The organism is Caballeronia sp. INML3B (genome assembly GCF_023631305.1).
Taxonomy (GTDB): Bacteria; Pseudomonadota; Gammaproteobacteria; order Burkholderiales; family Burkholderiaceae; genus Caballeronia; species Caballeronia turbans.
This window is the reverse complement of sequence record NZ_JALQDI010000040.1, coordinates 243,618-263,802: the sequence shown is the minus strand read 5'-3', so window position 1 is coordinate 263,802 and position 20,185 is coordinate 243,618. Positions and strand designations below refer to the sequence as shown.

Below are 20,185 nucleotides of genomic sequence, written 5' to 3'. Positions count from 1 at the left end.
GAGGCCTCTTTCAGTGTGGTCAGTGCGTATAGGGTCTTTCGAGCTTGCATTCCGGATTCAGCCGCACGCCGAAGCCCGGCGTCTCCGGCACCTTCATGCGGCCGTTCACCGGCACGGGTTCGTCGAGCAGCAAGGGTGTGAACATCGGCACGACCTGATCGGCTTTGGGCGCCATCATCAGGAACTCGGCGAACGGCGAGTTATGCCGCGTCACGACGAAGTGATAGCTGTACACCGACGAACCGTGGGGCACGACGAGCACGTTGTGCGCATCCGCAAGCGCCGAAATCTTGATGAGCTCGGTGATGCCGCCGCACCAGCCGACATCCGGCTGAACCAGATCCGCGCAGCCCATCTCGAACAGCATGCGAAAGCCCCAGCGCGTCGCTTCGTGCTCGCCGGTCGTGACCATCATGCCGCGCGGCACCGAACGGCGCAGTTCGGCATAGCCCCAGTAGTCGTCGGGCGGCAGCGCTTCCTCGATCCACTTCAGGCCGTGCTCGCGCGCCGCATTCGCGAGACGCTTCGCGTAGTTGAGGTCGAGGCTCATCCAGCAATCGAACATGAGCCAGAAATCGTCGCCGACTTTCGCGCGCATGTCCGCGAGCTTCGCGATATTTTTCGCGAGCCCTTCCTCGCCTTCCGCCGGGCCGTGCTGCAAGGGCATCTTGCCGCCGATGAAGCCCATCTGCCTGGCGAGATCGGGGCGCGCGCCGGTCGCGTAGAACTGCAGCTCGTCGCGCACCGGACCGCCGAGCAATTGAAACACCGGCTCCTTGCGCACTTTCGCGAGCAGATCCCACAGCGCGAGATCGACGCCCGAGATCGCGTTGAGCACGATGCCCTTGCGGCCGTAGTAGAGCGTCGCGTTGTACATCTGATCCCACATCTTTTCGATGTCGGTTACGCGCTGCCCTTCGAGAAAGCGCGCCAGATGCTTCTCGACGATGAACGCGCCGATTTCGCCGCCCGTCGTCACCGCAAAGCCGACGGTGCCGTCGCTCGCCTCGATCTCGACGACGAGCGAGCCCAGCACGTTCAGCCCGAACGACTGACGGCTCTTGCGGTACTCGGGATAGCGGGCCATCGGCGTGGCGATGTGATCGTCGATCCAGTGATCGGCGCCCTGGTCGTGATAATCGGCACCGCCGCCGCGAACGGTGAAGGCGCGCACTTGGGCGATCGTGGGCATGGACATGATGAGGCTCCGTACGTGTGGTTTCGTGGTTCAGGACGCGTTCGCGGCGTCGGCGATGTGCGCGTGTTCGATGCGCCCCGGCACGCGCACCAGCGCGACGATGATGAGCGCCGCGAGCACGCTCGCGCCCGCGAGCACCATGAGGCCGGCGCTCGTCGAATGGAACGCGGCTTCGGCGGCGGTGCGGGCCATCGGTGCGAAGAAGCCGCCGAGTCCGCCGAGCGAATTGATGAGTGCGATACCGGCCGCGGCGGCCGCGCCCGTGAGATAGCGCGTCGGAAAGGTCCAGAAGAGCGGCTGTGCGGCGATGAAGCCGCTCGCCGCGCAGCACAGCGCGATGATCGAGACGACGGGCGAGGACGCAACGCCCGACACGCCGATCGCAATGCCCGACATCGCAAGCAGCGCCACCGCGCACGGACGATGCCTTCCGGTGCGATCGGCGTAGCGCGGCACGATCCACGTGACGATCACGGCGGCGATCCACGGCAGCGCCGTCACGAGCCCGACGCGAAAGCCCACCTTGGTGCCCAGCAGCGCCGACACCTGTTGCGGCAAATAGAAGACGACGCCATATACCGCAGCCTGAATCAGGAAATACACACAGCACAGCACGAGCACGCGCGGATCGACGAGCGACGCGAGCACGCTGCGCGGACCGTGCGACGAGGCGATGCGCGCATCTTCGTCGAGGCGGCCGACGAGCAGCGCGCGCTGGTCCTGGGTGAGCCATCGGGCTTGCGCGGGATCGTCGTCGAGATACCAGAACGCGCATACGCCGACGATCGACGCAAGCAGCCCTTCGACGAGAAAGAGCCATTGCCAGCCCTTGAAACCGAACGCACCGTGCAGATCGAGCAGCAGGCCCGACAGCGGCGCGCCGAAGATGAACGCGAGCGGCGCGCCGAAATAAAACACGCCGAGCGCACGCGCCCGCGACGATTGCGCAAACCAGCGCGTCAGGTAATAGACGATGCCCGGAAAGAAGCCCGCCTCCGCCACGCCGAGCAGAAAGCGCAAGGCGTAGAACGTGGTGGCGTCATGCGCGAAGGCCATCGCAGCCGAGACGAGGCCCCACGTCACCATGATGCGGCACATCCACAGCTTCGCGCCGACGCGATGCAACAGCAGATTGCTCGGCACCTCGAACATCGCGTAGCCGACGAAGAACACGCCCGCGCCGAACGCGAACGCGGCATTCGTCAAACCGGTGTCCTGCTGCAGCGCCTTTTGCGCGAAGCCGATGTTCGCGCGGTCCAGAAACGCGAGCACGTACATGAGGAGCAGAAACGGCAAGAGCCTGCGCATCACGCGGGACGTGACGGCGCCTTCCGCTTGGGCGGAGTGATTCATCGCGATTCTCCCGAAGACGCAATCAGTACGTCGCGCGTCCGCCCGACAGGTCGAACACCGCGCCGGTGCTGAACGCGCAGTCCTCGGAGGAGAGCCAAAGAATCAGCGACGCGGCTTCCTGCGGCAACAGGAAGCGGTTCATCGGGATCTTGGAGAGCATGTAGTCGATGTGCTGCTGCGACATCGAATCGAAAATTTCGGTTTTGGCCGCGGCGGGCGTCACGGCGTTCACGAGGATGTTCTTCCCCGCCAGCTCCTTGCCGAGCGATTTCGTAAGGCCGATCAGCCCGGCCTTCGACGCGCTGTAGTGCGACGCATTCGGATTGCCTTCCTTACCGGCGATCGACGCGATATTGACGATGCGCCCGTAGCCCGCTTTCAGCATGTGCGGCACGACGGCGCGACAGGTCAGATACGGGCCGATCAGATTGACGTCGATCACGCGGCGCCACACGTCGGGCGCGAGTTCCCAGGTCGTGCCGTTGCCGCCGGTGATGCCCGCATTGTTCACGAGCACGTCGATCCTGCCGTGCATGGCCAGCGTCTTGTTCGCGGCGGCGTCGACGGACGATTCGTCGGTCAGTTCGACGACGGCGTCGCTGACCTTGCGCTCCTTGTACTTCGCCGAGAGTTCCGCGCTCGTGCGCGCGAGGCGCTCGCCGTCGACGTCCCACAGCGACACATCGGCGCCCGATTCGAGCGCCCGCTCCGCCACCGCGAGGCCAATGCCCCGCGCCCCGCCGGTGATGATCACGACGCGGTCGGCCAGGTCGATACGGTTCATGGTTCGTCTCCTTTCGTTGTTGTCGCTATGGTTGTCATGCCGTCGAGGCACTATAGTCCCGCGCCAATAGCGCAACAATTCGAAAGGGCGATCGTTCGATAACAAAAGCGGATCGCTTACCGCCGCAGCACGCCGGATGTCGTGTCGCGTTGCGAGCGGACGGTCTGCGCCGGGGGCACATGGCCGCGCGAAACAGGAAGCGAGTCTTTGAAATGTCTGTCCGCAAAAAGAGCGAATGCAAAAAGCGCCGCGACGCCAACCGGACAAATCAGAAAAGCAGCAATCAACACAATTAGCTCCATTCAACGATTCTTCGCAGTGTATCGCCGGCAAAGCCGCTAATTGTCGCGAAAATCGGCAATACTCCGTTCAACAATCGCGAACTTTCATGCAGGATTTCGCCGATGGACACCGTTCGCACGCAGCGCGGGCAACACCGGGAACGATCGTTGCTAAAGCCCTCGACCGTCCAATCGTGACGCTCATTCAACTCAAAAAAGTATGTTCACACCGAAAGCCTGCACTGCAACCTGCGTACTCGACGGAACGCCCGTCACACTCACCTACTTTCCCGACAGCACCCTTCTGCGCATCACCGATGTCAACGGCCACTGCGTGCGCGAAACGCGGTGGCCCGCGCCGTGGCGCACCTTGCTCGCGACGCTGCGTGAATTCAGCGGACGGGACGCCCGAAATCAGCTTTCGACGCTGCTCGACGAGATCCCCGTCGCGCCCAAACCGGCGCACGAACGCGCATCGGCGCTGGCGTAACGGAAGGACCGTTCGCGGCCCGGTGCGAGCGGGCCCGCGGCGAGCCTTCTGCCGACGCATTTTGAGTGCACGGACCCATGCCATTTACAATATCGAATCACTGCGCATGGTCCGTCCGTTCCGCGCCGAACACGCCCCGTAGATTCCCACTCTCACGTATCCGACTGGCTGTATGGTCACTGAAACGTCTTCTTCGGAATCCCTCGCCGTCGCGGAGCGCGTGCGCGAGCTGATGGGCCGTCATGGCATCGGAAAGCGGCAGCAGACTGCCGAGCTGTGCCGCATTCTCGACCTGAGCTTTTCGCAGGGCCATCGCAAGCTGCGCGGCAACAGTCCGTGGACGCTCGCGCAGATTCGCCGCGTCGCCGATGCGTTCGACGAGCCCGCGCTCAAGCTCTTCGATTCGATCAATACGCGCCCCGACGAAACCGAGGGCACCGCGCACGACGCCGTCTTCAAGCTCGGTTCGGTGGAGATTCCTTGCATGGCGTGGGTCGGCAGTGCGCTGGAAGCAGGCAGCCGTCCGGATTTCATCGCGCAAAAGCTCAACAATCGCTGGATCGTCTCGAAGCATGAAGGCGTGCTGCTTCAGGAAGCCTGCGACGTTCACAAAATCGAGATCCAGCCGCGCCGGCCGGACACCGACAAGCCCATCATCGCCGTGGTGGACGACGACCACGCTTCCGCCGACAACCTGCACGACTATCTCGAAGCCACCGGCTTCACGGCGATGGCCTTCTACGGCCTCGACGCCTTCCTCGAAGCACTGCAGACGCAGGTGTTCGATGCCGTGGTAATGGACTGGCTGTTCGGCATGCATACGTCGGCGGACGCGATCCGCGCGGTGCGCGCGTCGGACAACCCGGACGCGCCGGTCTTCGTGCTCACGGGCGAGCTCACAACGGGCAAGGCGAGCGAATCGGAGATCAGCCAGGTCATCCGCGACTACAACGTGACGTGTTTCGAGAAGCCCGCGCGCCTTGGCATTCTCGTCGCGGACCTTTCCAAGCGCCTGATGCGCAGCTAGCGGCGAACCCTACGCGACGCGCCTGCGCACGGTCACCGCGCGGTGCACCGCGCCCTTCAGCACCTCATAGCGCACGGGCTTGAGCAAGTAGTCGAAGAACAGCACCGCCGCGCTCGGGTCCACCAGTTCCGGCGCGTAGGCGCTCACCGCGATGATCGGCACGCTCGCTCCCGGCGCACTGCGCGCGCGGTATTCGTTGGCGAACGAGTAGCCGTCCTTGCCGGGCATATGCAAGTCCGCGAGGATCACGTCGGCGTCGTTCTCGCGCAGCCACGCGAGCGCGCTATCCACATCGGGCAAGGCGACTGCGGAATAACCCAGGTGCGTGAGCATCTCGAGCAGCGAGTCGCGGATCGACTCGTGGTCGTCGATCACGAGCACACGCGATTTGCGCAACTCGGGCGCGTCGGCTTCCGGCTCGCCTCCGGGCAGCCGGTCCGCCGACACCGCCGGCAGGCTCACGCGAAACGCGGCGCCCTGTCCCACTTCGCTCGACACCTCGATCCTCCCGCCGAGCAGGTCGACGAGTCCGCGCACCACCGCGAGACCCATTCCGGCGCCGTCGAAACGCCGCGTGCTCGATGAATCGAGCTGCGTGAACTCCTGAAAAATAAGCGGCAACTGCTCGCGCGATATGCCGGGGCCCGTGTCGATCACCGAAATGTCGAGGCGCTCCTCCGTGCGCGCAAAATGCACGTCGATGGACCCGACTTCGGTGTATTTGATCGCGTTGGTCACGAGATTCGTCACGATCTGCCGCACGCGATGCGGGTCGGATTCGATTGGCCGGCGCTCGCCCGCGTAGTCGCCGCGCAATTCCAGCCCTTTCGCGGTCGCGGCGGGCGTGTTCGCATCGACGATCGAATCGAGCAGTTCCACCGGATCGAAGACCGTCATGCGCAATTCGAGCTTGCCTGCGCCGAGACGCGCGTAGTCGGTCAGATCGCGCATCTGCGCTTCGAGTTGGCGCGCCCCTGTTTCCAGGCGCTGCATGATTCTGCGGTCGGCATCGCCGCGCGCATTGAGCCCGAGCAATTCGACCGAAGATACGATCGCGTGCAGCGGCGTGCGCAACTCGTGGCTGATCATGCCGAGGAACGTGTCCTTGGCGACGCCGGCCTCGCGCGCCGCGCGGGTCGCCTGATGCTCGGCCGCGAGCGCCGCGCGCTGCTGCTCGATGAGACGCGTGCGCCGATACCCGTTCATCAGCAGCAACGCCGTCGCCGCCGCCGACAGCAGACCCAAGAGGATGCCGCCGTAGATGAGATAGCGGCGCTTCGCCTCGAAGTCGCGCACGATCGCCTCGCGCTCGGCCACGTCCATGAGCCGCCGTCCGCTCGCCAGTTCCGCGACGGCCGGCGCGTTCTGACGCAGCACGCCGATCACGCGCAAGGTGTGCTGACGCTCGGCCTGTAGCCCTTCGACGTCCAGTTGGATCGAATCGAGCGCGGTCTGCAATTGCCGCTGGATTTCGCGCTGCCGGTTCAGCAGCGCTTCGTGTCCATCCGACAGTCCCGCCGATTCCGACACCTGTTTGAGCCGCGCGCGCAGCAGCCGATAGCTCGCGCGCACGGCGTTCGCATCCTCGTCGATGCCGTTGCGGTACAGCAATACATGATTCTCGAAGCGCTCATAGGCGAGCTGGAACTGCGCGGCGTCCCAGTACACGTCGTAGGGCACAACGAGCCTGTGCGTCTCGCGCGCGAGCAGGCCCGAATAGAGCATGTAGCCGACCGCGCCGATCGGCGGCGCGACCGCGAGCGCGATCAGCGCCGCATACCAGAGACGGCGGAACCACGGACGCGCGGCGGGCGCGCCCAGGGACGGTTCTGTGCCGGGAACGGCCATGCGCTACTGCAGCGCGTCGATGGCCCGGGCCGCGCGTTCGGATGCGACCACGATCAGCTTCATCGTCGCGCGTGTCGCTCCGACGAAGATCTTGCGCGCGGCCTGCTCGTCGAGCGCCTCGAAATCGACTTCCGTGAGGATCACGCACGGCGCGGATTGCCCCTTGAAGCGATAGATCGATTCCAGCAGCACATCGCCCTCGCGATACTCCGGGTTGCCGAACAGGTCATACGTGCCGGTGAACGCGCGCAGCCGGTGCGGGCCGAGCTGATCGACGGCGGTGAGCGCCGAGCCCTCGCGGCCCCGAAACGACAGCACCGCGATGTCCTGCTTGCGAAAGCCGAGCGAGAGCGCATGCGTGATCGCCCGCTTGGTCGCCTCGATGATTTCCTCGGGATGCCCGTCCTCGTAGGTCGATACGCTCACGTCCGAGCCGTCGAAGGGACTGCCCGCGTCGAGCCGCACATCCGGCCCGACGATCTTGCGGATGAAGCCGAGCAGGTCGCGCGGACTGCGGTAGTTGGTGGTCTCGCGCAGGATGGTCCAGCCCGGCAGCGGCACCGGCTCGCGCAGATAGAGGTTCTGCATCGGATCTTCGAGCCACCACCACGCGCCGTCCGGATTGAGCAGGCGCTCGAGCGCTTCGACCCAGGCCGCCTGAAAGTCCTGGCCTTCATCGACGATCAGGACGTCCGTCTTCCACTGTTCAGGCACCGGCACGGCGGCGAAGCGTTCTTCGAGCGTCGCGAAAACGTTCGGCTGGCTGAAATCGGGCGGGCTGCCGGCGTCACGGGCGACGGCCGCGCTCAACTGATGGTAGTTCGCAATCTTCGCCTCTTTCGGCGCAATGGCGCGGATATGATCGGCGAGCGGCCGGTTGAAGCATACGTAGAGCACGCTCTTGCCTTGCGCGAGCGCGTCGCGCATCACGCGCACGGCGAGCTGCGTCTTGCCCGCGCCGGCGGTCGCGATCACGCGCAGGCGAAATGGTTCGAATTCCAGCCGGCGCGCCCAGGTCGCGAGCCCGCCCGACAGCCGCGTGACGAGCGTGTTTGCCGCGCCGACGAGCGCATTGGTGTCGGGCGTGAGCGAGAGTTCATCGGCGAGAAAATGATGGATGCGCGCCGCCGATTCGAAGCGGGGCTCATCGGGCGGCAGAATGTCCAGCACGACGCGCGCAAGCTGCGACTTGCGGCTCGCATCGACGATGCGCGCGGGCGCGACGCCCGCAATCGCCGCGTTCTTCACGGTGTAGTCGGGGCAATACAGCAATTCCTCGATCCGGTACGTGCCCGCGCCGAACGCCGCGGTGAAGCGCCGGTGCAGGTTCTCCAGCGTGCGCGCGAGCTGAATGGCGACGTTGCGTTCCTTCTGCAGATAGACCTTCACGAGACCCTGCCCGGTTTCGCGCAGAAAGCCCGCCTTCTGTTCGATCATCAATACACGCCCCGACGGCGCAACGACGACGAAATCCGCTTCGCCAAACACGGAGAAGCCTTCGTTGACGCGCGTCCAGTGAACGCCGTGATACACCGTGTAGTCGTCGGGCAATTTTTCGAGCAGCGCGAGCGTTTCGAGCTCGCGCGCCGCCGCGCCGGTCGCTTCGAGATTCTTCCAGTCATCGGGAACGATACGGGCCATGCGTCGCCTTTGGGCTGAGTGGTTGCGTGCGACTCATTGTACGCAACGCCTCTCGCATGCCGGCAGTCGGCCGAACGGCTAACTGGCGTAATCGTATCGGCCGCCTCGCGCGAGCGCGCGCTGGTATGCCGGCCGCGCGTGGATGCGTTCGAGAAACGCGCGGATATGCGGCATCGACTTCGCGCCGGCACGGGCACTGCCGGCTTCGAGCGGGAAGCTCATCTGCACGTCGGCGGCGGTGAATGTCTCGCCCGCGAACCACGGCGACTTCGCGAGCTGGGCGTCGATATAGCCGAAGTGCAAGCGCAGTTGCGGATCGATGAAACTGCTTTGCATCGTCTGCGCGATGCGCCGCGCGATCGGCTTCGCGAAAAACGGCATCTTCGCGCTCTCCAGCCGCCGCGCGACGAGTTTGAGCAAGAGCGGCGGCATTGCCGAGCCTTCCGCGTAATGCATCCAGTAGTTGTAGCGCACGCGTTCGGGCGACGTGCCGGGCGGCGGCGAGAAACGGCCCTTGCCGTAGCGGTCGACGAGATATTCGATGATCGCCCCCGATTCGGCGAGCGTCATGCCGTCGACGGTCACGACCGGCGATTTGCCGAGCGGATGCACCGCGCGCAATTCGGGCGGCGCGAGCATCGTCCGCGGGTCGCGCTGATAGCGCTTCAGTTCATATTCGACGCCGAGTTCTTCCAGCATCCACAGCACGCGCTGCGAGCGGGAATTGTTGAGATGATGGACGGTCAGCATGACGAGAGGCTGTTTTCAGCCCGGAAAGCCTTGCACAGCAGGAGTGTCGCACGTCATGAAAATCCGGCTCCTAATATTTCTAGACGGCCTTTCCTAATATTCTGGGTCGCGCTGAGCGCATCTCGACATATACTGTTCATCCATACAGTGTCGAGCGTGCAACAATGCGCGGCGGAAAACGAGACAGAATGACGACGATGTGGTGCCCGGTCTGCGCGAGGCGGCTCGCGCGCGACGGATTTCAGCCTGCGGTCGGCGATAGGCCTGATCGGTGGATGTGCCGAGACTGCGATTGCATCGTCAACGACTACGACGACGAATACGAGCAACCGCAATGGATCGCGGCTGCAGAAGATCAGGTCCCGGCTTGCGATGGGTAAGAACGGAAGCATTCTGCTGGGCGAGCTCGCCGCCCGCGTGAGCCACATCGACATCGCGTGCTCTCGATGCGACCGCAAAGGCCGGTATCGAGTCGCCAAGCTAGTTGCGCGGCTCGGAGAGGACTTCCCGATGACAGACCTCGGCGCCGAACTGGCAGATTGTCCTCGGCGGAGCGCCACCGCTCATCACGAGCGGTGCGACGTGTATTTCCCGCGGCTACCGCCGATCATGTCCACCGGTGAGCAACGATAGGCGTGTAAGTTCACGATAGGCTGCGCGGATACGAAGGTCGCCGTCTCCTTCTCCAAGATTACAAAGCGAAAAAAATACCGACTTTTTCGTGTTCCATTTCACCGACGGTAACAATGAAAAATATTAAGTAATTTGTTACACTGCGCGCGGTCTGGTGCACCGGTGCACCAAGTTGAGCTGTAGCGAGAAAAACATGGGTGTTTCAACATTTGTTCCAAAGCGCAAAATTAAGCGACTTTTTTCGGGATTACTGGGGACGGGCGCAACGACGACGCGGTTGAAGCGGTCTTTCGTCGCCTCGCCTCAAGAAGAGGCCTTTGTCGCTTTCGTTGCTTCCACGCTGGATGAGGCGGAATACCGACGCACAAATCCGGACGTCGCGACCGCAGGAGCAGACCCGATATACCACTGGTTGAAGCATGGAGTCTGGGAAGGACGCAAACTGGCTTCCCACCTCTATGTTCAGGTTTTCGATCGGCCTGGTGACACTTTAACCGCGTCCCCTCACCGACGGTCCTTTGTTTGGAAGAACAAGACCATCGTTGTCACCGAGACGCGGCACTTATCCAGCGCGCGTGCCGGCGCTCGCTTTACCGCATCAACGGCCCGATTGGCGACGAACGCTCACGATCTCGATTTTCTTGATTTCGTCGATAAGCATTTCGATCGAGAAAATTACCTCAGAACATATCCGGACATTGAAAGATCCGGCGAGGACCCTACAGAGCATTGGCTCGACCACGGGGTTCTCGAAGGCAGAGTGTTTTCGCCTTACGTCGGCGTCATGATCGGCGATGCGGCGACACGTGTCCTTGATGATTTCTGGAAAAAGTTTGTATGGCGCGGTGTCACCGTGGCTTTCAGGGCGAAATGCCTCGGACCATCCGCTGTCAAGCAAATCATGCAACAAGCTCAGTTCGACAGTGCTGTATTGGCGCCGGGAGCGCTTTGCATCGCATCGATACGCGAATTCGACGCGCCGGACATCATGGCCCGCGCCGGGGTGTCACCCAGTAGTGTCTATCAAGCGGTCGGGGCTCGCCCTGACGTCGTGGTGTGCACACCGTTCCTCCTCGCCGGCGGTGCGGAGAAGTACGTTGCAGATCTCGTCGGAGTACTCTCGAAGCAGTTCGGCAAGCGCGTGCTCGTGCTTGTAACGGATCAGACTCAAGAGGAGTCTGACGGCTGGGAGGAGCTCGAGATTCTCGCACCTCTCCTGGATGTGCAGGTGCTCCATTGGCCAGAAATCAGCGGGCCAGGCCATGGGAACGTGAACGTGTTCGCACGCTTCCTAAACAGCATTCGGCCTGAGACGCTGATCGTCAACAACTCGCGAGTCGGCCTAGACGCTGTTGCCCGGTACGGCAGAGGAATGTCGGCCAACACCAAGATCTTCTGCACTTTCTTCAGTCATGGCCTCAACGGCTTGGGTGCTCCGTACGGTGCTCGCTATCCATATCGAACGATGGCGTTCTCGACTGCGCTGACGGACAACAAACCAATGGCCAAGCTTCTTGTCGACATGTGGGGACCTCTGTCCGATCACGGTGTGATCGCGCTTTCCGCGCAGATCGTTCCGGCCGAAGAAGACGTTTTTCGCAGACGACTCGATGGACGCCTGAAGCGGTATGCTCACTCCTTTCGTACTCGAAAATGGGCTTGGATTTCGAGGGTCGAACCGTTCAAGGGAACGACAATCCTCGGCGAGTTGGCATCCCGACGCCCCGACGACAAATTCCATATCTTCGGCCCGATTCAGGATCCCCTCGAGGAACAAGGGCTGCGCCTGCCGAACGTCAAGTATCAAGGGGTCATCGCCGATATGAACAGCGTCGACCTTTCCGCTTATGACGGTTTCGTTTTCACGAGCCGTTTTGAGGGCATGCCGAACGTTGTATTGGAGATCAGTCAACATGCGCTGCCAATGGTGTTGGCGGACGTGGGCGGCTTGAAAGACACCTTCTCTGAAGATGCAGTATTTTTCGTGCCGCATGGAGTGACGGACTCCGAGACCGCATCGCGCTTCTCCGAGAGCCTAGAGGAGCTGTCTTCAACTGCTCCCGCAGAAGTTGCGAAGATGATTTTGCTAGCTCGCGAGCAAGCACTTTCTAAACACTCGCCTGACGCATATGCCGCCGCGGTAAAACGGATTTTCGGAGATGTGCAGTGATCGATATAACTGTCAGCGTTGTGTTTCACCGCGAGGGTGCCTACGCTCTACCGGCTTTGTCCAGTATGAGAACGCTCGTCGAGCGGGCGCGCGACGATGGATTACGCGTCGAGGCCCGCGCCATCATGGACAAGCCAGATGACGCCACGCACAAGCTTGTACATCAGGCAGGTGCTTGGCTCGATGACATTGAGCAGGTTGCCTGCGGTGATCTTGGCCTATCTCGGAATGCTGGGGTCAAATCTGCCTCCGGTCAATTCCTTGCCTTCCTCGATGGCGACGACCTGTGGGGCGACGAATGGTTGATTCGCGCCCATCGGGCAGCGACCGAAGTCGGCGCGCCGGAATCAGCAATATGGCATCCGGAATCCCTGTATTACTTCTACGCGAGCGATTACGACCGCCACTCAGTCACAGAAAATCAAAACCCGGCGTCCCAGTCATTCCACTTCTTCCATCGGGCAAGTACTGACCCGGGCTTTGACAGGAACTCGCTACTGTTAGAGAACCTCTGGTCCGCGAATGTCTTTGCATCCAAGGCAACGCATCTGAAGTATCCCTATAAGGCCATCGACAAGAACACGGGCTTTGGGATCGAGGACTGGTCGTGGAACGTCGAAACTGTCTGGGACGGCGTACCGCACTTGGTGGTAAGCGATACCGTCCACCTCATCCGAGTGAAGGACAGTGGGTCGCTTGGGCAGCAGAATGCCGTCGAGGGACTTCTGCCGCACTTTCCGCCAGGCATCTCACCCAATTTTCATTACCCTACCAAACTCAACAAGAAAGGCATCGAAAGTGTCCGCACGAGATAACGAACAATCACTCAACATGCGTAGCGGAGAACCAACTCTCTTTGAGTTGAAGGCTTTCCTCTACCGTCTTCTTGAGATCGATGATTTGGGTCTGTTCTGTTCAGATGATGTGAAGGACGAAGCCCGAAGGCTTCTTGGTCTTCCGCTCGCCAAATCGCCGCTAAGAACAAGCACGTAGCATAGATTCCGCGTCGGTTGGCCCGTCATATTCAACCGGATCGGATTCCGACATTAAACTGGAACAGTCGCCGGGTCTGGATTTCAGTAACTTCTCGGAAGGTGCTTCGCATAGGCACCTAAACCAAAATGTCTTCGCGCCAACATATCGAAGCTTTTGATGGTCTACGTGCACTCGCCGTAGGTTGCGTGGTCGTCACTCACTATGCGAACGCCGATTCTGTCCTCCGCAAGATCGGTGTTGATTGGGCCATCATCGGCGTGCACTTATTCTTCGTCCTTAGTGGTTTTCTTATCACAAAGTCGTTGAAAGAGAAATATTTTGTCGCGAACTCGTTTGGGAGCGGTTTCGGGGCGTTTTTGTTGGCCCGATGCTTTCGAATCGTGCCGCTCGCATACGCTGTTATTGCAATCGTGGGGATACTCTCGGTCGAACCTCTTCCGCCTGGCTTCTATCGGGACAATCTGCTATTCATTTCAAATTTTTACACGGTTAGAACCGGCCTATGGTTTCCGTATCTTGGACACTACTGGTCGCTAGCTGTCGAGATGCAGTTCTACCTAATCTTTCCAGCTTTCGTATGGGTATTTAGACGTAACCTTATACGTGCGCTCGTCGTCGCGTTGTCTTTTACTCTGCTGCTGCAAGTAGCCGTTGGGCACTACGGAAAATTTGTCGATCCACGATTCTTACTGTCTACCCGCGCAGATGCCTTTCTCTGGGGATCTGTGGTTTTTTGCCTGAGCGATACTAAATGGTTCATGAGATACATCCGCATCATGATTGCAACGGGTGGCATTCTCTTCATAGGTCAGTCTGTGGGCATTGCATGGTTCGCGCTAAAGCCCGCGGTGGCTCAAATGACCGTTGGAAACATCTTTTTTTCAGGCATTCTCGGTGCAGCGATGCTTCCCGGAAGTTGGTTTGTACGAGTTCTCCAAAATCGATTCTTCCGGCACCTCGGCAAGGTCAGCTTCGGTATATACGTCTGGCACCCGGTCATGTGGCTTTTGTGGGCGAACGCACGTGAATTCGATGGCGGCCTGCCGTACAAGATGCTCGACGTCATGCCGCTTTGGATGCTGCTAACTTTAGCTACGGTCATCTGCGCGGAACTGAGTTGGCTGATTTTAGAAACGCCAGCTAATAGACTTGGTCATAGGCTAGCGAGCAAAGCGCTACGCGCGCGACCAGCCCTCACTTCACCAACATCAATTATCGTTACGTCGATCAACAGCCCAACGAAAGACGCCTGAACCATTCTGCGCCATCGCATTTGCCGCTAATTTGAACGCCGCGCTGAGCCTCAATTCGATGACATGCCGTCATTCCTTCGCTGTGGTCGTGAAGCTGCAAGTGCCCGCGATCACTCCTTGCTGCTGGAGGATGCAGACGTAGTGCTGGAGGTATTCGGCTTTTGCGCGGGCGTCGCCGTCGGCATCATCGACGATCCCGAAAAGAGCTGATCCAAACGCAGGTGATAGCTCGGCTGTGCCACCGGCACCATCGCCCACGCCGCCGGCGCTTGTGCCTGGATCCGCGGCGTTGCCACCGCCTGCGGGGGTGTAGGTGGTGACTGCGACGCGCAGCCGGCGAGCGCCATCAGCGATAGCAGCGCGATTCTTCGCGTTGTCGGCATCATGGGAGGCCTTCTCCTTATTGAGTTGCGTGTCGAGCGCCGCGATCAGCGTCGCCGCGTCGTTCTGTTTGGCGATCGCCGCGCGCGCCGCGCTGGCGGCCGCGTCGGATACCGCCTGAAGCTTCTGCGCGCTGATCTCGTTGTCGTGCGCGCGAGCGGTCTGCTCGGCTGCGATCCTCGTGGCGTCGACGGTGTGAACTGCAACGCCGCCGAGCGCTATGCCAAGAGTGCCCGCGATGATTCCTGTGATGAGGTATGGAGACATGTCAGTTCCCTCGGCAGGCTTGCGCCTCGAGCTGGCGACGCGTCACGATTCCGCCGCAACGATGCGATGCGATCGCGCAATCCTTCCCGGCGACGAAGCGCCACTTGATGAACTCGCCGCATGCGCCAGGGAAATCGCGTGCGATGTAGCGCTTGCGCAGCGTCGATCCCTTGTAATTCGGCACGCCGATGTTGTAGGCGAGATCCACGACGGCAACCTTCTGCCCGTCGGTCAGCGAGTCGAAGCCCGGCGTGATGTCGCGCACGGCGGACGCATAGTCCGCGAGGCTGTCGCCGAGCATCGACTTGCACTCGGGCAGCGTGTACGCGCGCATTTCCACATTCGTCTCGCCGAAGCAGACGGTCTGGATGTTGTTCGCGAGCCGATCGTTGTATGGCTTGAGCGACACGCCCTCTTGAGAAGCTGTGAGCGCGACGAGCGCCGCGGCAGCGGCCGCGCCAACGGTCGCGGCCAGTGTCTTCTTGCCCGGCCGCTTACTCGGCTGCTGCGCTTGCGTTGCCATCGGCCGCCTCAGTCGAAGTCTTTTTCGGAGCCGTTGTCGTATAGCGCGCGGCGATGATTGCGAGGCAGGCGACCGTGATCGCGATTGCGAGCCGCCAACTGTCAGGCAGGAGCGACTTCACCTCGTCTGGCATACCGGTCCATGCCGCTTCGATGAATGGAGAGGCCGCGGAGATCGCGCCGAGCCCGGCCGCGATGATCGTCGACGAGTACGTGTGCACCTTGGCCGCGTCATCGACCAGGCGAAGCTTGAGGTTCATAGGGCCTCTGAAAAGAAAAACCCGGCGCGCGGCCGGGTTCGGATGTGAAAGCGTGTGTTGGCTTATCGCCGACTTCCCGCCCAAGGCTGCGCAGGCAGAGAAGGATGCGTGGCCGTCTCTAACTTCTTGTCGACTGCCTTCGCGGTGTTTGCCGCTTCGTCAGCCTTCGTCGCCGCGACTGCAACCTTTTGCTCAACGGCTTCTGTCTTCTGAGCTGCTACCGTCGCGGCTGCAGCGGCTTGACGAGTCTGTTTGATCAGAGCAGCCTGCCGCGCATCCGTCAGCTTCGCGCGGTCGCCCAGAAAGCGCAGGGTGTACTGCGCGACATCGTGCGTATCGGTGATTAGCGACCGGAGATCCGACATGGCCTGGATGTTCTGCTGGTTCTGCTGCTGCAGTTGCTGCACCTTGCTCTCGTATTCGGCGACGCATGCGTTTCGCGTCTCAGCGCGCACCTCAGGGAACCGTTTGATGTAAGCCGCGCGCTCCTTCGTCCAATTCGCACGCTCCACCGACATCCCCCACTGCCCGATAAAGAAGCCGACCGCTGCGACGCCCGCCAAGCCGCCAAGAAGACATGCGCCCATCACCCACCACCGCCAGTCACGAACGCGAGACATCTGACTCCCTCCGGTTCTCGATCGCCCTTTCAAGGCGTTCGATTCTGGTTTTCAGTTCAAGCACCTCCGCCTCCGCGCGCTGCGCGCGGCGGTCTGCAGCATCGGCGCGCTGTTCCGCAGAGCGCATCAATTCTTCAGCACGGTCCGCCCGTTGCACCGCGAGCAGCTCGCGCGCCTCTGCACGCCCGGCTCGCTCTTCGGCCAACGTCGCGAGTCGCTCAAAACGAGCGATCGCCTCAACCTGCGCAGCGGAGTCGGCCTTGACGATATTGGCCTCGCCTTCGCTCTCGGCTTGCCGTCTGCGATCGATCTGTCGCCACATGCGGCCGCCGACCCAGAACGTGCCCACGCTCCCGAGAGCAGTCACAATCGACTTGACGCCCTCGTTCCAGAACTCCGACATCTGGCTTTCCCTCGTACATTGGCCGGGCACCCGGGCATAAAAAAGCCACCCGCGAGAGTGGCCAGCGATAATTTGATGCGCGCAAACTGAAATTTGTGGAATGGTAAAATCGCGCGCGGCCCTAGTGTGAGGCCCCACCGACCCGATCTTCTGCTCGTGCCGGGATGTGATTAGGCAGAACGACTTAAACTACAACGCCGCCGGAAATGCCCGAATGAGCCCTCAACTATTACCGCTGACATCGTTGCGATTTTTCGCAGCGATCGCAGTTGTTTTGCAGCACATGCACTTGATGAAGGGCGGCGGATCCACAGCGGTTGAGTTCTTCTTTATTCTTTCCGGCTTTATCCTGACGTATGGATACTCGAATACTTTCGCAAACCTAAACGGACGGGACATCGAGCGTTTCTTTGTCTTACGTGTCGCACGCCTTTACCCAATCTATCTACTGACCGCAGCGCTCGCTGCCATACTGTGGATCGGAAGCGAATGGCCTTATGGTGCGGCACACGTTACAGCTTCTGTCCTCGCGATGCAGTCCTATGCTCCCATAGGGGAGAAGGTATTTGCTCTGAACGGGCCATCATGGTCGGTCGCAGACGAACTGTTCTTCTATGCTGCGTTCCCGTTCATCGTATTTGCAATCCACCGACTGCGGATTTCGCGATCCAGCGTGGCCCTGATCGCGTGCTGGTTGGCAGTGTCTGCACTTCGCCTCGCGATATCGGTGCCGTTCATAGGAAAAACGCAGGCCTATTCTTTTGGCTGGTGGTTGCTATATATCAGCCCTTATGTACGGGTCCTTGGATTCGTTCAAGGTGTGTTGCTGGCGAAACTGTTCCTATGGTTCGAACTGCAAAAGGCAGAGAGTTCGCCCAATAAAGTTTTATGGACATCTCTTGAAATTGTGTCTCTTCTTTTGCTTGTTGTCTCCAACAAGATCATCGCTCCTCTCCCCACCGCGATTCAGGACGGGGGTGTATTTGCACCTTCAATGGGCTTAATCATCATCGTCTTTGCTCATCAGCGGGGTGCTTTGTCGAAGGTGCTGTCAGCCAAGCCTCTGCTTCACCTAGGCGAAATTAGCTTCTCGATTTATATGATTCACGCGGTCGTCCTCGATTGGGCCGACCGCTTCATGAATCATACGTTTTACGGCTATTCCCCCCACGTGTGGCAGATCATGGCGCAAGCTGGTCTGACTCTCATCATCATCGCCTTCAGCGACATGCTGTATCGCTATGTGGAAACACCGTGCAGGGCATGGGCGAAGCGGATCGTGGGGCGAAGGACAATAGAACACCCGTCGCCGCGATCCCGCAACGTTAGGCCGGAGTCGTAGGCCAAGCTACATTTTGTGCTGTCAGGTCGAGTCGATTCACAGCAACTCGATATTGCTTCCATTGCCTAAGAAGTGCCGTCTCTGCGTCGGTCGCCACCTCAAGATCGACTGCATCCTGCAGCGGAGCGATCACGAGCGCGGCATTCGCTAGCAATGCGTCGCGCACTGTTGTGTTCGTGGCGAGGATCTCAGCGGGTGTCGGAACGGGCGGCACATACGGCGAAAACGAGCTACCGTCGTAGAGCCAACCGGCCGCAGGCGGCGGAGTGAGATCAGTGATGTCCACGCAGCTCGCGCAAAACTCGGGCGTGAACCGAGCCTCGAGCGGAATCTCGCTGCCGGCACGCGTCGCTATCGTCAGCCAAAGGTCGGGATCGATCTGCCCTTGGAGCGCCGGATCGGGTGCCTCATATGTTTCCGGTGGAATAACCTCCTGAACACGCCCATCGATCACTTGTGCGTATGTCTTCATTATGCGAATTCCTCGACGATAACAATTCCTTGAGCACCGTCTCCGCCTTTTAGGGAAGACGAGACGCCACTTGTCCCGGTACCGCCACCACCACCGCCGAAACCAGCCGCAGTCGACCCAGCCGATCCGTTTGCCACCGCTCCAGCACCGCCGCTTAGCGTGGAGTTCCCACCCTGGCTACCGTTGAAGCCCGAAGTGCTGATGGCGAACGCCGTCCCGGCTGGGCCGCCGGCGACATTGAGATAGCCGCCGCTGCCCGGACTAGCTCCGCTCGTGCTGATAGATGAGAACGGTGGCGCAGAAGGTCCCCCGATCGCACCGCCGGCTCCTCCGTTGGTGGATACTAGGGCGCCGAACGAGCTCGCTCCGCCATTAGATCCAGCAGCACCGGTTCCGCCAGTGCCTTTAGCGCCCACGGTTACAGTGACGCCGCTGAAGCCGCTCGTGAAATATCCTTCACCATAGGAGCCCGCCCCTCCTCCCGCGCCTATCGATACCTGACCCGATGTCGTCGCGGGTGCGCCACCACCACCTCCGCCTGCCGCTTGCACACGCACCCTGACAGCGTTGGTACCAACCCCAGGGGTGAACGTCGACGTGCCCGGCGTTGAAAAAACAGTGACGCGCAGCAATCGCCCAGATCCGACCATCGCCTTAATCGCATCGCGAACCTGCGTGTAGATGGTCTTGCTTGGCGTAAGCCCACCGGCAACGACCACCGCTCGAAGTTCCTCCTGAATCATGTTCAACCACGATCCGCGGACGTTCGTCGCGGGCGTGCCAGACGTCGGATTTCCCTCGGTGAAATACCCCTCCGTACCGGCAGATTCCGGCGTAGGAAGCGAATTCGCTGCCGTCGGGTCGTCGATTCGATACATGTGATTGGCCTCTTATGCGTATGCAAAAATTGGAACGGTGTGGGCAGGCATTAACGCGCGGAATTCACATTCAAGGACTTTGTTGCCCCACGATGACAGTGGATCGCCAGCGGCCATTGCGCCCGCGACAGCGCGCACGACCGTGTTGATCGGCGCTGTGATCTTCCAGGCGAAATTCCAGTCGTATCCCCAGCACGGCTGGCCGGCTCGCAGCATGCCCGCGCGCGCCTGCGTGTACTGCGTGATCGTCACGGTGTAGCCGAGGCTCGCCGCGAAACCGATCAGATATGGAGTTGAGGCGCCGCCGAGGTTGCTCAGCCGCGCGACAACCTGCGCGCGCCGCGCCGGAACCGTTGGCGCGACGCCCGCGCAGGGATCCGGAAGACCAAGCGTCGCCTCCCAGTCCGGCAGAAGTTCATAGGTCGTCGCGGGGAACGAGTCGACCAAGAGATAGTTTGCGCGGGCGGTCTGGCGCTCGTACGACGGCGCGAGCCCCGAAAGGACCTTCGCTTGGACACTATCCGGATCACGCGGCCATACGCGGCCGCGCGGCAACAACGCCTGCATCGCGACGAGAAAATCCGCCGACTTGAAGTTCGGTGCAAGCATGGACGCC

20 protein-coding genes are annotated in these 20,185 nt (G+C 61.1%); 6 read left to right on the top strand and 14 right to left on the bottom strand.

The window, feature by feature from the left end; translation table 11 throughout:
• Nucleotides 1-19: 19 nt before the first annotated feature.
• The 4 genes from rhmD to NCS58_RS16800 all read right to left on the bottom strand — a co-directional run bounded on the left by rhmD (nt 20) and on the right by NCS58_RS16800 (nt 3,637).
• Entirely contained in the window at nt 20-1,198 is a 1,179-nt protein-coding gene (rhmD, locus tag NCS58_RS16815) for an L-rhamnonate dehydratase (RefSeq protein WP_250477398.1), read from the bottom strand.
• Nucleotides 1,199-1,228: 30 nt separating this feature from the next.
• Nucleotides 1,229-2,551: an MFS transporter gene (locus NCS58_RS16810; protein ID WP_061115932.1), complete on the bottom strand. Its 1,323-nt coding sequence runs from the start codon at nt 2,549-2,551 to the stop codon at nt 1,229-1,231.
• Nucleotides 2,552-2,573: 22 nt separating this feature from the next.
• Nucleotides 2,574-3,335, bottom strand: a complete 762-nt coding sequence (locus NCS58_RS16805) for an SDR family NAD(P)-dependent oxidoreductase (RefSeq protein WP_061115933.1) — start codon at nt 3,333-3,335, stop codon at nt 2,574-2,576.
• A 116-nt stretch (nt 3,336-3,451) separates the two neighbouring features.
• Nucleotides 3,452-3,637: a hypothetical protein gene (locus NCS58_RS16800; protein WP_061115934.1), complete on the bottom strand. Its 186-nt coding sequence runs from the start codon at nt 3,635-3,637 to the stop codon at nt 3,452-3,454.
• A gap of 199 nt (nt 3,638-3,836) precedes the next feature.
• Here NCS58_RS16800 and NCS58_RS16795 point away from each other — a divergent pair, with 199 nt between their 5' ends.
• Together NCS58_RS16795 and NCS58_RS16790 are read left to right on the top strand one after the other, a co-directional pair.
• Nucleotides 3,837-4,106: a hypothetical protein gene (locus NCS58_RS16795; RefSeq protein ID WP_061115935.1), complete on the top strand. Its 270-nt coding sequence runs from the start codon at nt 3,837-3,839 to the stop codon at nt 4,104-4,106.
• Nucleotides 4,107-4,278: 172 nt separating this feature from the next.
• Nucleotides 4,279-5,133, top strand: a complete 855-nt coding sequence (locus NCS58_RS16790; protein WP_061115936.1) for a helix-turn-helix domain-containing protein — start codon at nt 4,279-4,281, stop codon at nt 5,131-5,133.
• 9 nt (nt 5,134-5,142) lie between these two features.
• Here NCS58_RS16790 and NCS58_RS16785 read toward each other — a convergent pair whose 3' ends face one another.
• The 3 genes from NCS58_RS16785 to NCS58_RS16775 all read right to left on the bottom strand — a co-directional run bounded on the left by NCS58_RS16785 (nt 5,143) and on the right by NCS58_RS16775 (nt 9,372).
• Nucleotides 5,143-6,981 (bottom strand): ATP-binding protein, encoded by a 1,839-nt coding sequence (locus NCS58_RS16785; RefSeq protein ID WP_061115937.1) that lies wholly within the window; start codon nt 6,979-6,981, stop codon nt 5,143-5,145.
• A 3-nt stretch (nt 6,982-6,984) separates the two neighbouring features.
• Nucleotides 6,985-8,622: an ATP-binding domain-containing protein gene (locus NCS58_RS16780; RefSeq protein ID WP_061115938.1), complete on the bottom strand. Its 1,638-nt coding sequence runs from the start codon at nt 8,620-8,622 to the stop codon at nt 6,985-6,987.
• A 78-nt stretch (nt 8,623-8,700) separates the two neighbouring features.
• Entirely contained in the window at nt 8,701-9,372 is a 672-nt protein-coding gene (locus NCS58_RS16775; RefSeq protein WP_250538745.1) for a glutathione S-transferase family protein, read from the bottom strand.
• A gap of 826 nt (nt 9,373-10,198) precedes the next feature.
• On the opposite strand from NCS58_RS16775, the gene NCS58_RS16770 reads away from it, so the two are divergent.
• The 3 genes from NCS58_RS16770 to NCS58_RS16760 all read left to right on the top strand — a co-directional run bounded on the left by NCS58_RS16770 (nt 10,199) and on the right by NCS58_RS16760 (nt 14,424).
• The gene (locus NCS58_RS16770; RefSeq protein ID WP_250538738.1) at nt 10,199-12,175 is read left to right on the top strand and encodes a glycosyltransferase family 4 protein; all 1,977 of its coding nucleotides are present in this window, start codon (nt 10,199-10,201) and stop codon (nt 12,173-12,175) included.
• Nucleotides 12,172-12,990 carry a glycosyltransferase family A protein gene (locus NCS58_RS16765; RefSeq protein WP_250538735.1) on the top strand — a complete coding sequence of 273 codons (819 nt, stop codon included), beginning with the start codon at nt 12,172-12,174 and terminating at the stop codon, nt 12,988-12,990. Before NCS58_RS16770 ends, NCS58_RS16765 begins: the two co-directional genes overlap by 4 nt.
• A 306-nt stretch (nt 12,991-13,296) precedes the next feature.
• The gene (locus NCS58_RS16760) at nt 13,297-14,424 is read left to right on the top strand and encodes an acyltransferase (RefSeq protein ID WP_250538732.1); all 1,128 of its coding nucleotides are present in this window, start codon (nt 13,297-13,299) and stop codon (nt 14,422-14,424) included.
• A 69-nt stretch (nt 14,425-14,493) separates the two neighbouring features.
• Here the strand turns inward: NCS58_RS16760 and NCS58_RS16755 are convergent, their stop codons facing one another.
• From NCS58_RS16755 to NCS58_RS16735, 5 genes are all read right to left on the bottom strand, one after another.
• Nucleotides 14,494-15,072: a lysis system i-spanin subunit Rz gene (locus NCS58_RS16755; protein WP_250538728.1), complete on the bottom strand. Its 579-nt coding sequence runs from the start codon at nt 15,070-15,072 to the stop codon at nt 14,494-14,496.
• A 1-nt stretch (nt 15,073) separates the two neighbouring features.
• Nucleotides 15,074-15,595, bottom strand: a complete 522-nt coding sequence (locus tag NCS58_RS16750) for a glycoside hydrolase family protein (RefSeq protein ID WP_250538724.1) — start codon at nt 15,593-15,595, stop codon at nt 15,074-15,076.
• Entirely contained in the window at nt 15,567-15,854 is a 288-nt protein-coding gene (locus NCS58_RS16745; RefSeq protein ID WP_250538723.1) for a hypothetical protein, read from the bottom strand. The genes NCS58_RS16750 and NCS58_RS16745 overlap by 29 nt, the downstream gene beginning before the upstream one ends.
• A gap of 62 nt (nt 15,855-15,916) precedes the next feature.
• Nucleotides 15,917-16,474 carry a hypothetical protein gene (locus tag NCS58_RS16740; RefSeq protein ID WP_250538721.1) on the bottom strand — a complete coding sequence of 186 codons (558 nt, stop codon included), beginning with the start codon at nt 16,472-16,474 and terminating at the stop codon, nt 15,917-15,919.
• Nucleotides 16,458-16,877: a hypothetical protein gene (locus tag NCS58_RS16735; RefSeq protein WP_250538718.1), complete on the bottom strand. Its 420-nt coding sequence runs from the start codon at nt 16,875-16,877 to the stop codon at nt 16,458-16,460. The genes NCS58_RS16740 and NCS58_RS16735 overlap by 17 nt, the downstream gene beginning before the upstream one ends.
• Nucleotides 16,878-17,091: 214 nt before the next feature.
• Here NCS58_RS16735 and NCS58_RS16730 point away from each other — a divergent pair, with 214 nt between their 5' ends.
• Entirely contained in the window at nt 17,092-18,219 is a 1,128-nt protein-coding gene (locus tag NCS58_RS16730; protein WP_250538712.1) for an acyltransferase, read from the top strand.
• On the opposite strand, the gene NCS58_RS16725 is transcribed toward NCS58_RS16730, so the two are convergent.
• Together NCS58_RS16725 and NCS58_RS16720 are read right to left on the bottom strand one after the other, a co-directional pair.
• Nucleotides 18,203-18,691 (bottom strand): tail fiber assembly protein, encoded by a 489-nt coding sequence (locus tag NCS58_RS16725; RefSeq protein ID WP_250538708.1) that lies wholly within the window; start codon nt 18,689-18,691, stop codon nt 18,203-18,205. The two genes, NCS58_RS16730 and NCS58_RS16725, sit on opposite strands and share 17 nt — an antisense overlap.
• A gap of 890 nt (nt 18,692-19,581) precedes the next feature.
• The gene (locus NCS58_RS16720; RefSeq protein WP_250538705.1) at nt 19,582-20,178 is read right to left on the bottom strand and encodes a YmfQ family protein; all 597 of its coding nucleotides are present in this window, start codon (nt 20,176-20,178) and stop codon (nt 19,582-19,584) included.
• Nucleotides 20,179-20,185 lie beyond the last annotated feature (7 nt).

Excerpts from the sequence above, each read along its gene's own strand:
- NCS58_RS16750 (WP_250538724.1), bottom strand. The coding sequence starts at position 15,595 with ATGGCAACGCAAGCGCAGCAGCCGAGTAAGCGGCCGGGCAAGAAGACA.
- NCS58_RS16790 (WP_061115936.1), top strand. The coding sequence starts at position 4,279 with ATGGTCACTGAAACGTCTTCTTCGGAATCCCTCGCCGTCGCGGAGCGC.
- NCS58_RS16795 (WP_061115935.1), top strand. The coding sequence starts at position 3,837 with ATGTTCACACCGAAAGCCTGCACTGCAACCTGCGTACTCGACGGAACG.
- NCS58_RS16785 (WP_061115937.1), bottom strand. The coding sequence starts at position 6,981 with ATGGCCGTTCCCGGCACAGAACCGTCCCTGGGCGCGCCCGCCGCGCGT.
- NCS58_RS16720 (WP_250538705.1), bottom strand. The coding sequence starts at position 20,178 with ATGCTTGCACCGAACTTCAAGTCGGCGGATTTTCTCGTCGCGATGCAG.
- NCS58_RS16805 (WP_061115933.1), bottom strand. The coding sequence starts at position 3,335 with ATGAACCGTATCGACCTGGCCGACCGCGTCGTGATCATCACCGGCGGG.
- NCS58_RS16770 (WP_250538738.1), top strand. The coding sequence starts at position 10,199 with ATGGGTGTTTCAACATTTGTTCCAAAGCGCAAAATTAAGCGACTTTTT.
- NCS58_RS16810 (WP_061115932.1), bottom strand. The coding sequence starts at position 2,551 with ATGAATCACTCCGCCCAAGCGGAAGGCGCCGTCACGTCCCGCGTGATG.
- NCS58_RS16730 (WP_250538712.1), top strand. The coding sequence starts at position 17,092 with ATGAGCCCTCAACTATTACCGCTGACATCGTTGCGATTTTTCGCAGCG.
- NCS58_RS16755 (WP_250538728.1), bottom strand. The coding sequence starts at position 15,072 with ATGTCTCCATACCTCATCACAGGAATCATCGCGGGCACTCTTGGCATA.
- rhmD (WP_250477398.1), bottom strand. The coding sequence starts at position 1,198 with ATGTCCATGCCCACGATCGCCCAAGTGCGCGCCTTCACCGTTCGCGGC.
- NCS58_RS16745 (WP_250538723.1), bottom strand. The coding sequence starts at position 15,854 with ATGAACCTCAAGCTTCGCCTGGTCGATGACGCGGCCAAGGTGCACACG.
- NCS58_RS16775 (WP_250538745.1), bottom strand. The coding sequence starts at position 9,372 with ATGCTGACCGTCCATCATCTCAACAATTCCCGCTCGCAGCGCGTGCTG.
- NCS58_RS16740 (WP_250538721.1), bottom strand. The coding sequence starts at position 16,474 with ATGTCTCGCGTTCGTGACTGGCGGTGGTGGGTGATGGGCGCATGTCTT.
- NCS58_RS16800 (WP_061115934.1), bottom strand. The coding sequence starts at position 3,637 with ATGGAGCTAATTGTGTTGATTGCTGCTTTTCTGATTTGTCCGGTTGGC.
- NCS58_RS16760 (WP_250538732.1), top strand. The coding sequence starts at position 13,297 with ATGTCTTCGCGCCAACATATCGAAGCTTTTGATGGTCTACGTGCACTC.
- NCS58_RS16780 (WP_061115938.1), bottom strand. The coding sequence starts at position 8,622 with ATGGCCCGTATCGTTCCCGATGACTGGAAGAATCTCGAAGCGACCGGC.
- NCS58_RS16725 (WP_250538708.1), bottom strand. The coding sequence starts at position 18,691 with ATGAAGACATACGCACAAGTGATCGATGGGCGTGTTCAGGAGGTTATT.
- NCS58_RS16735 (WP_250538718.1), bottom strand. The coding sequence starts at position 16,877 with ATGTCGGAGTTCTGGAACGAGGGCGTCAAGTCGATTGTGACTGCTCTC.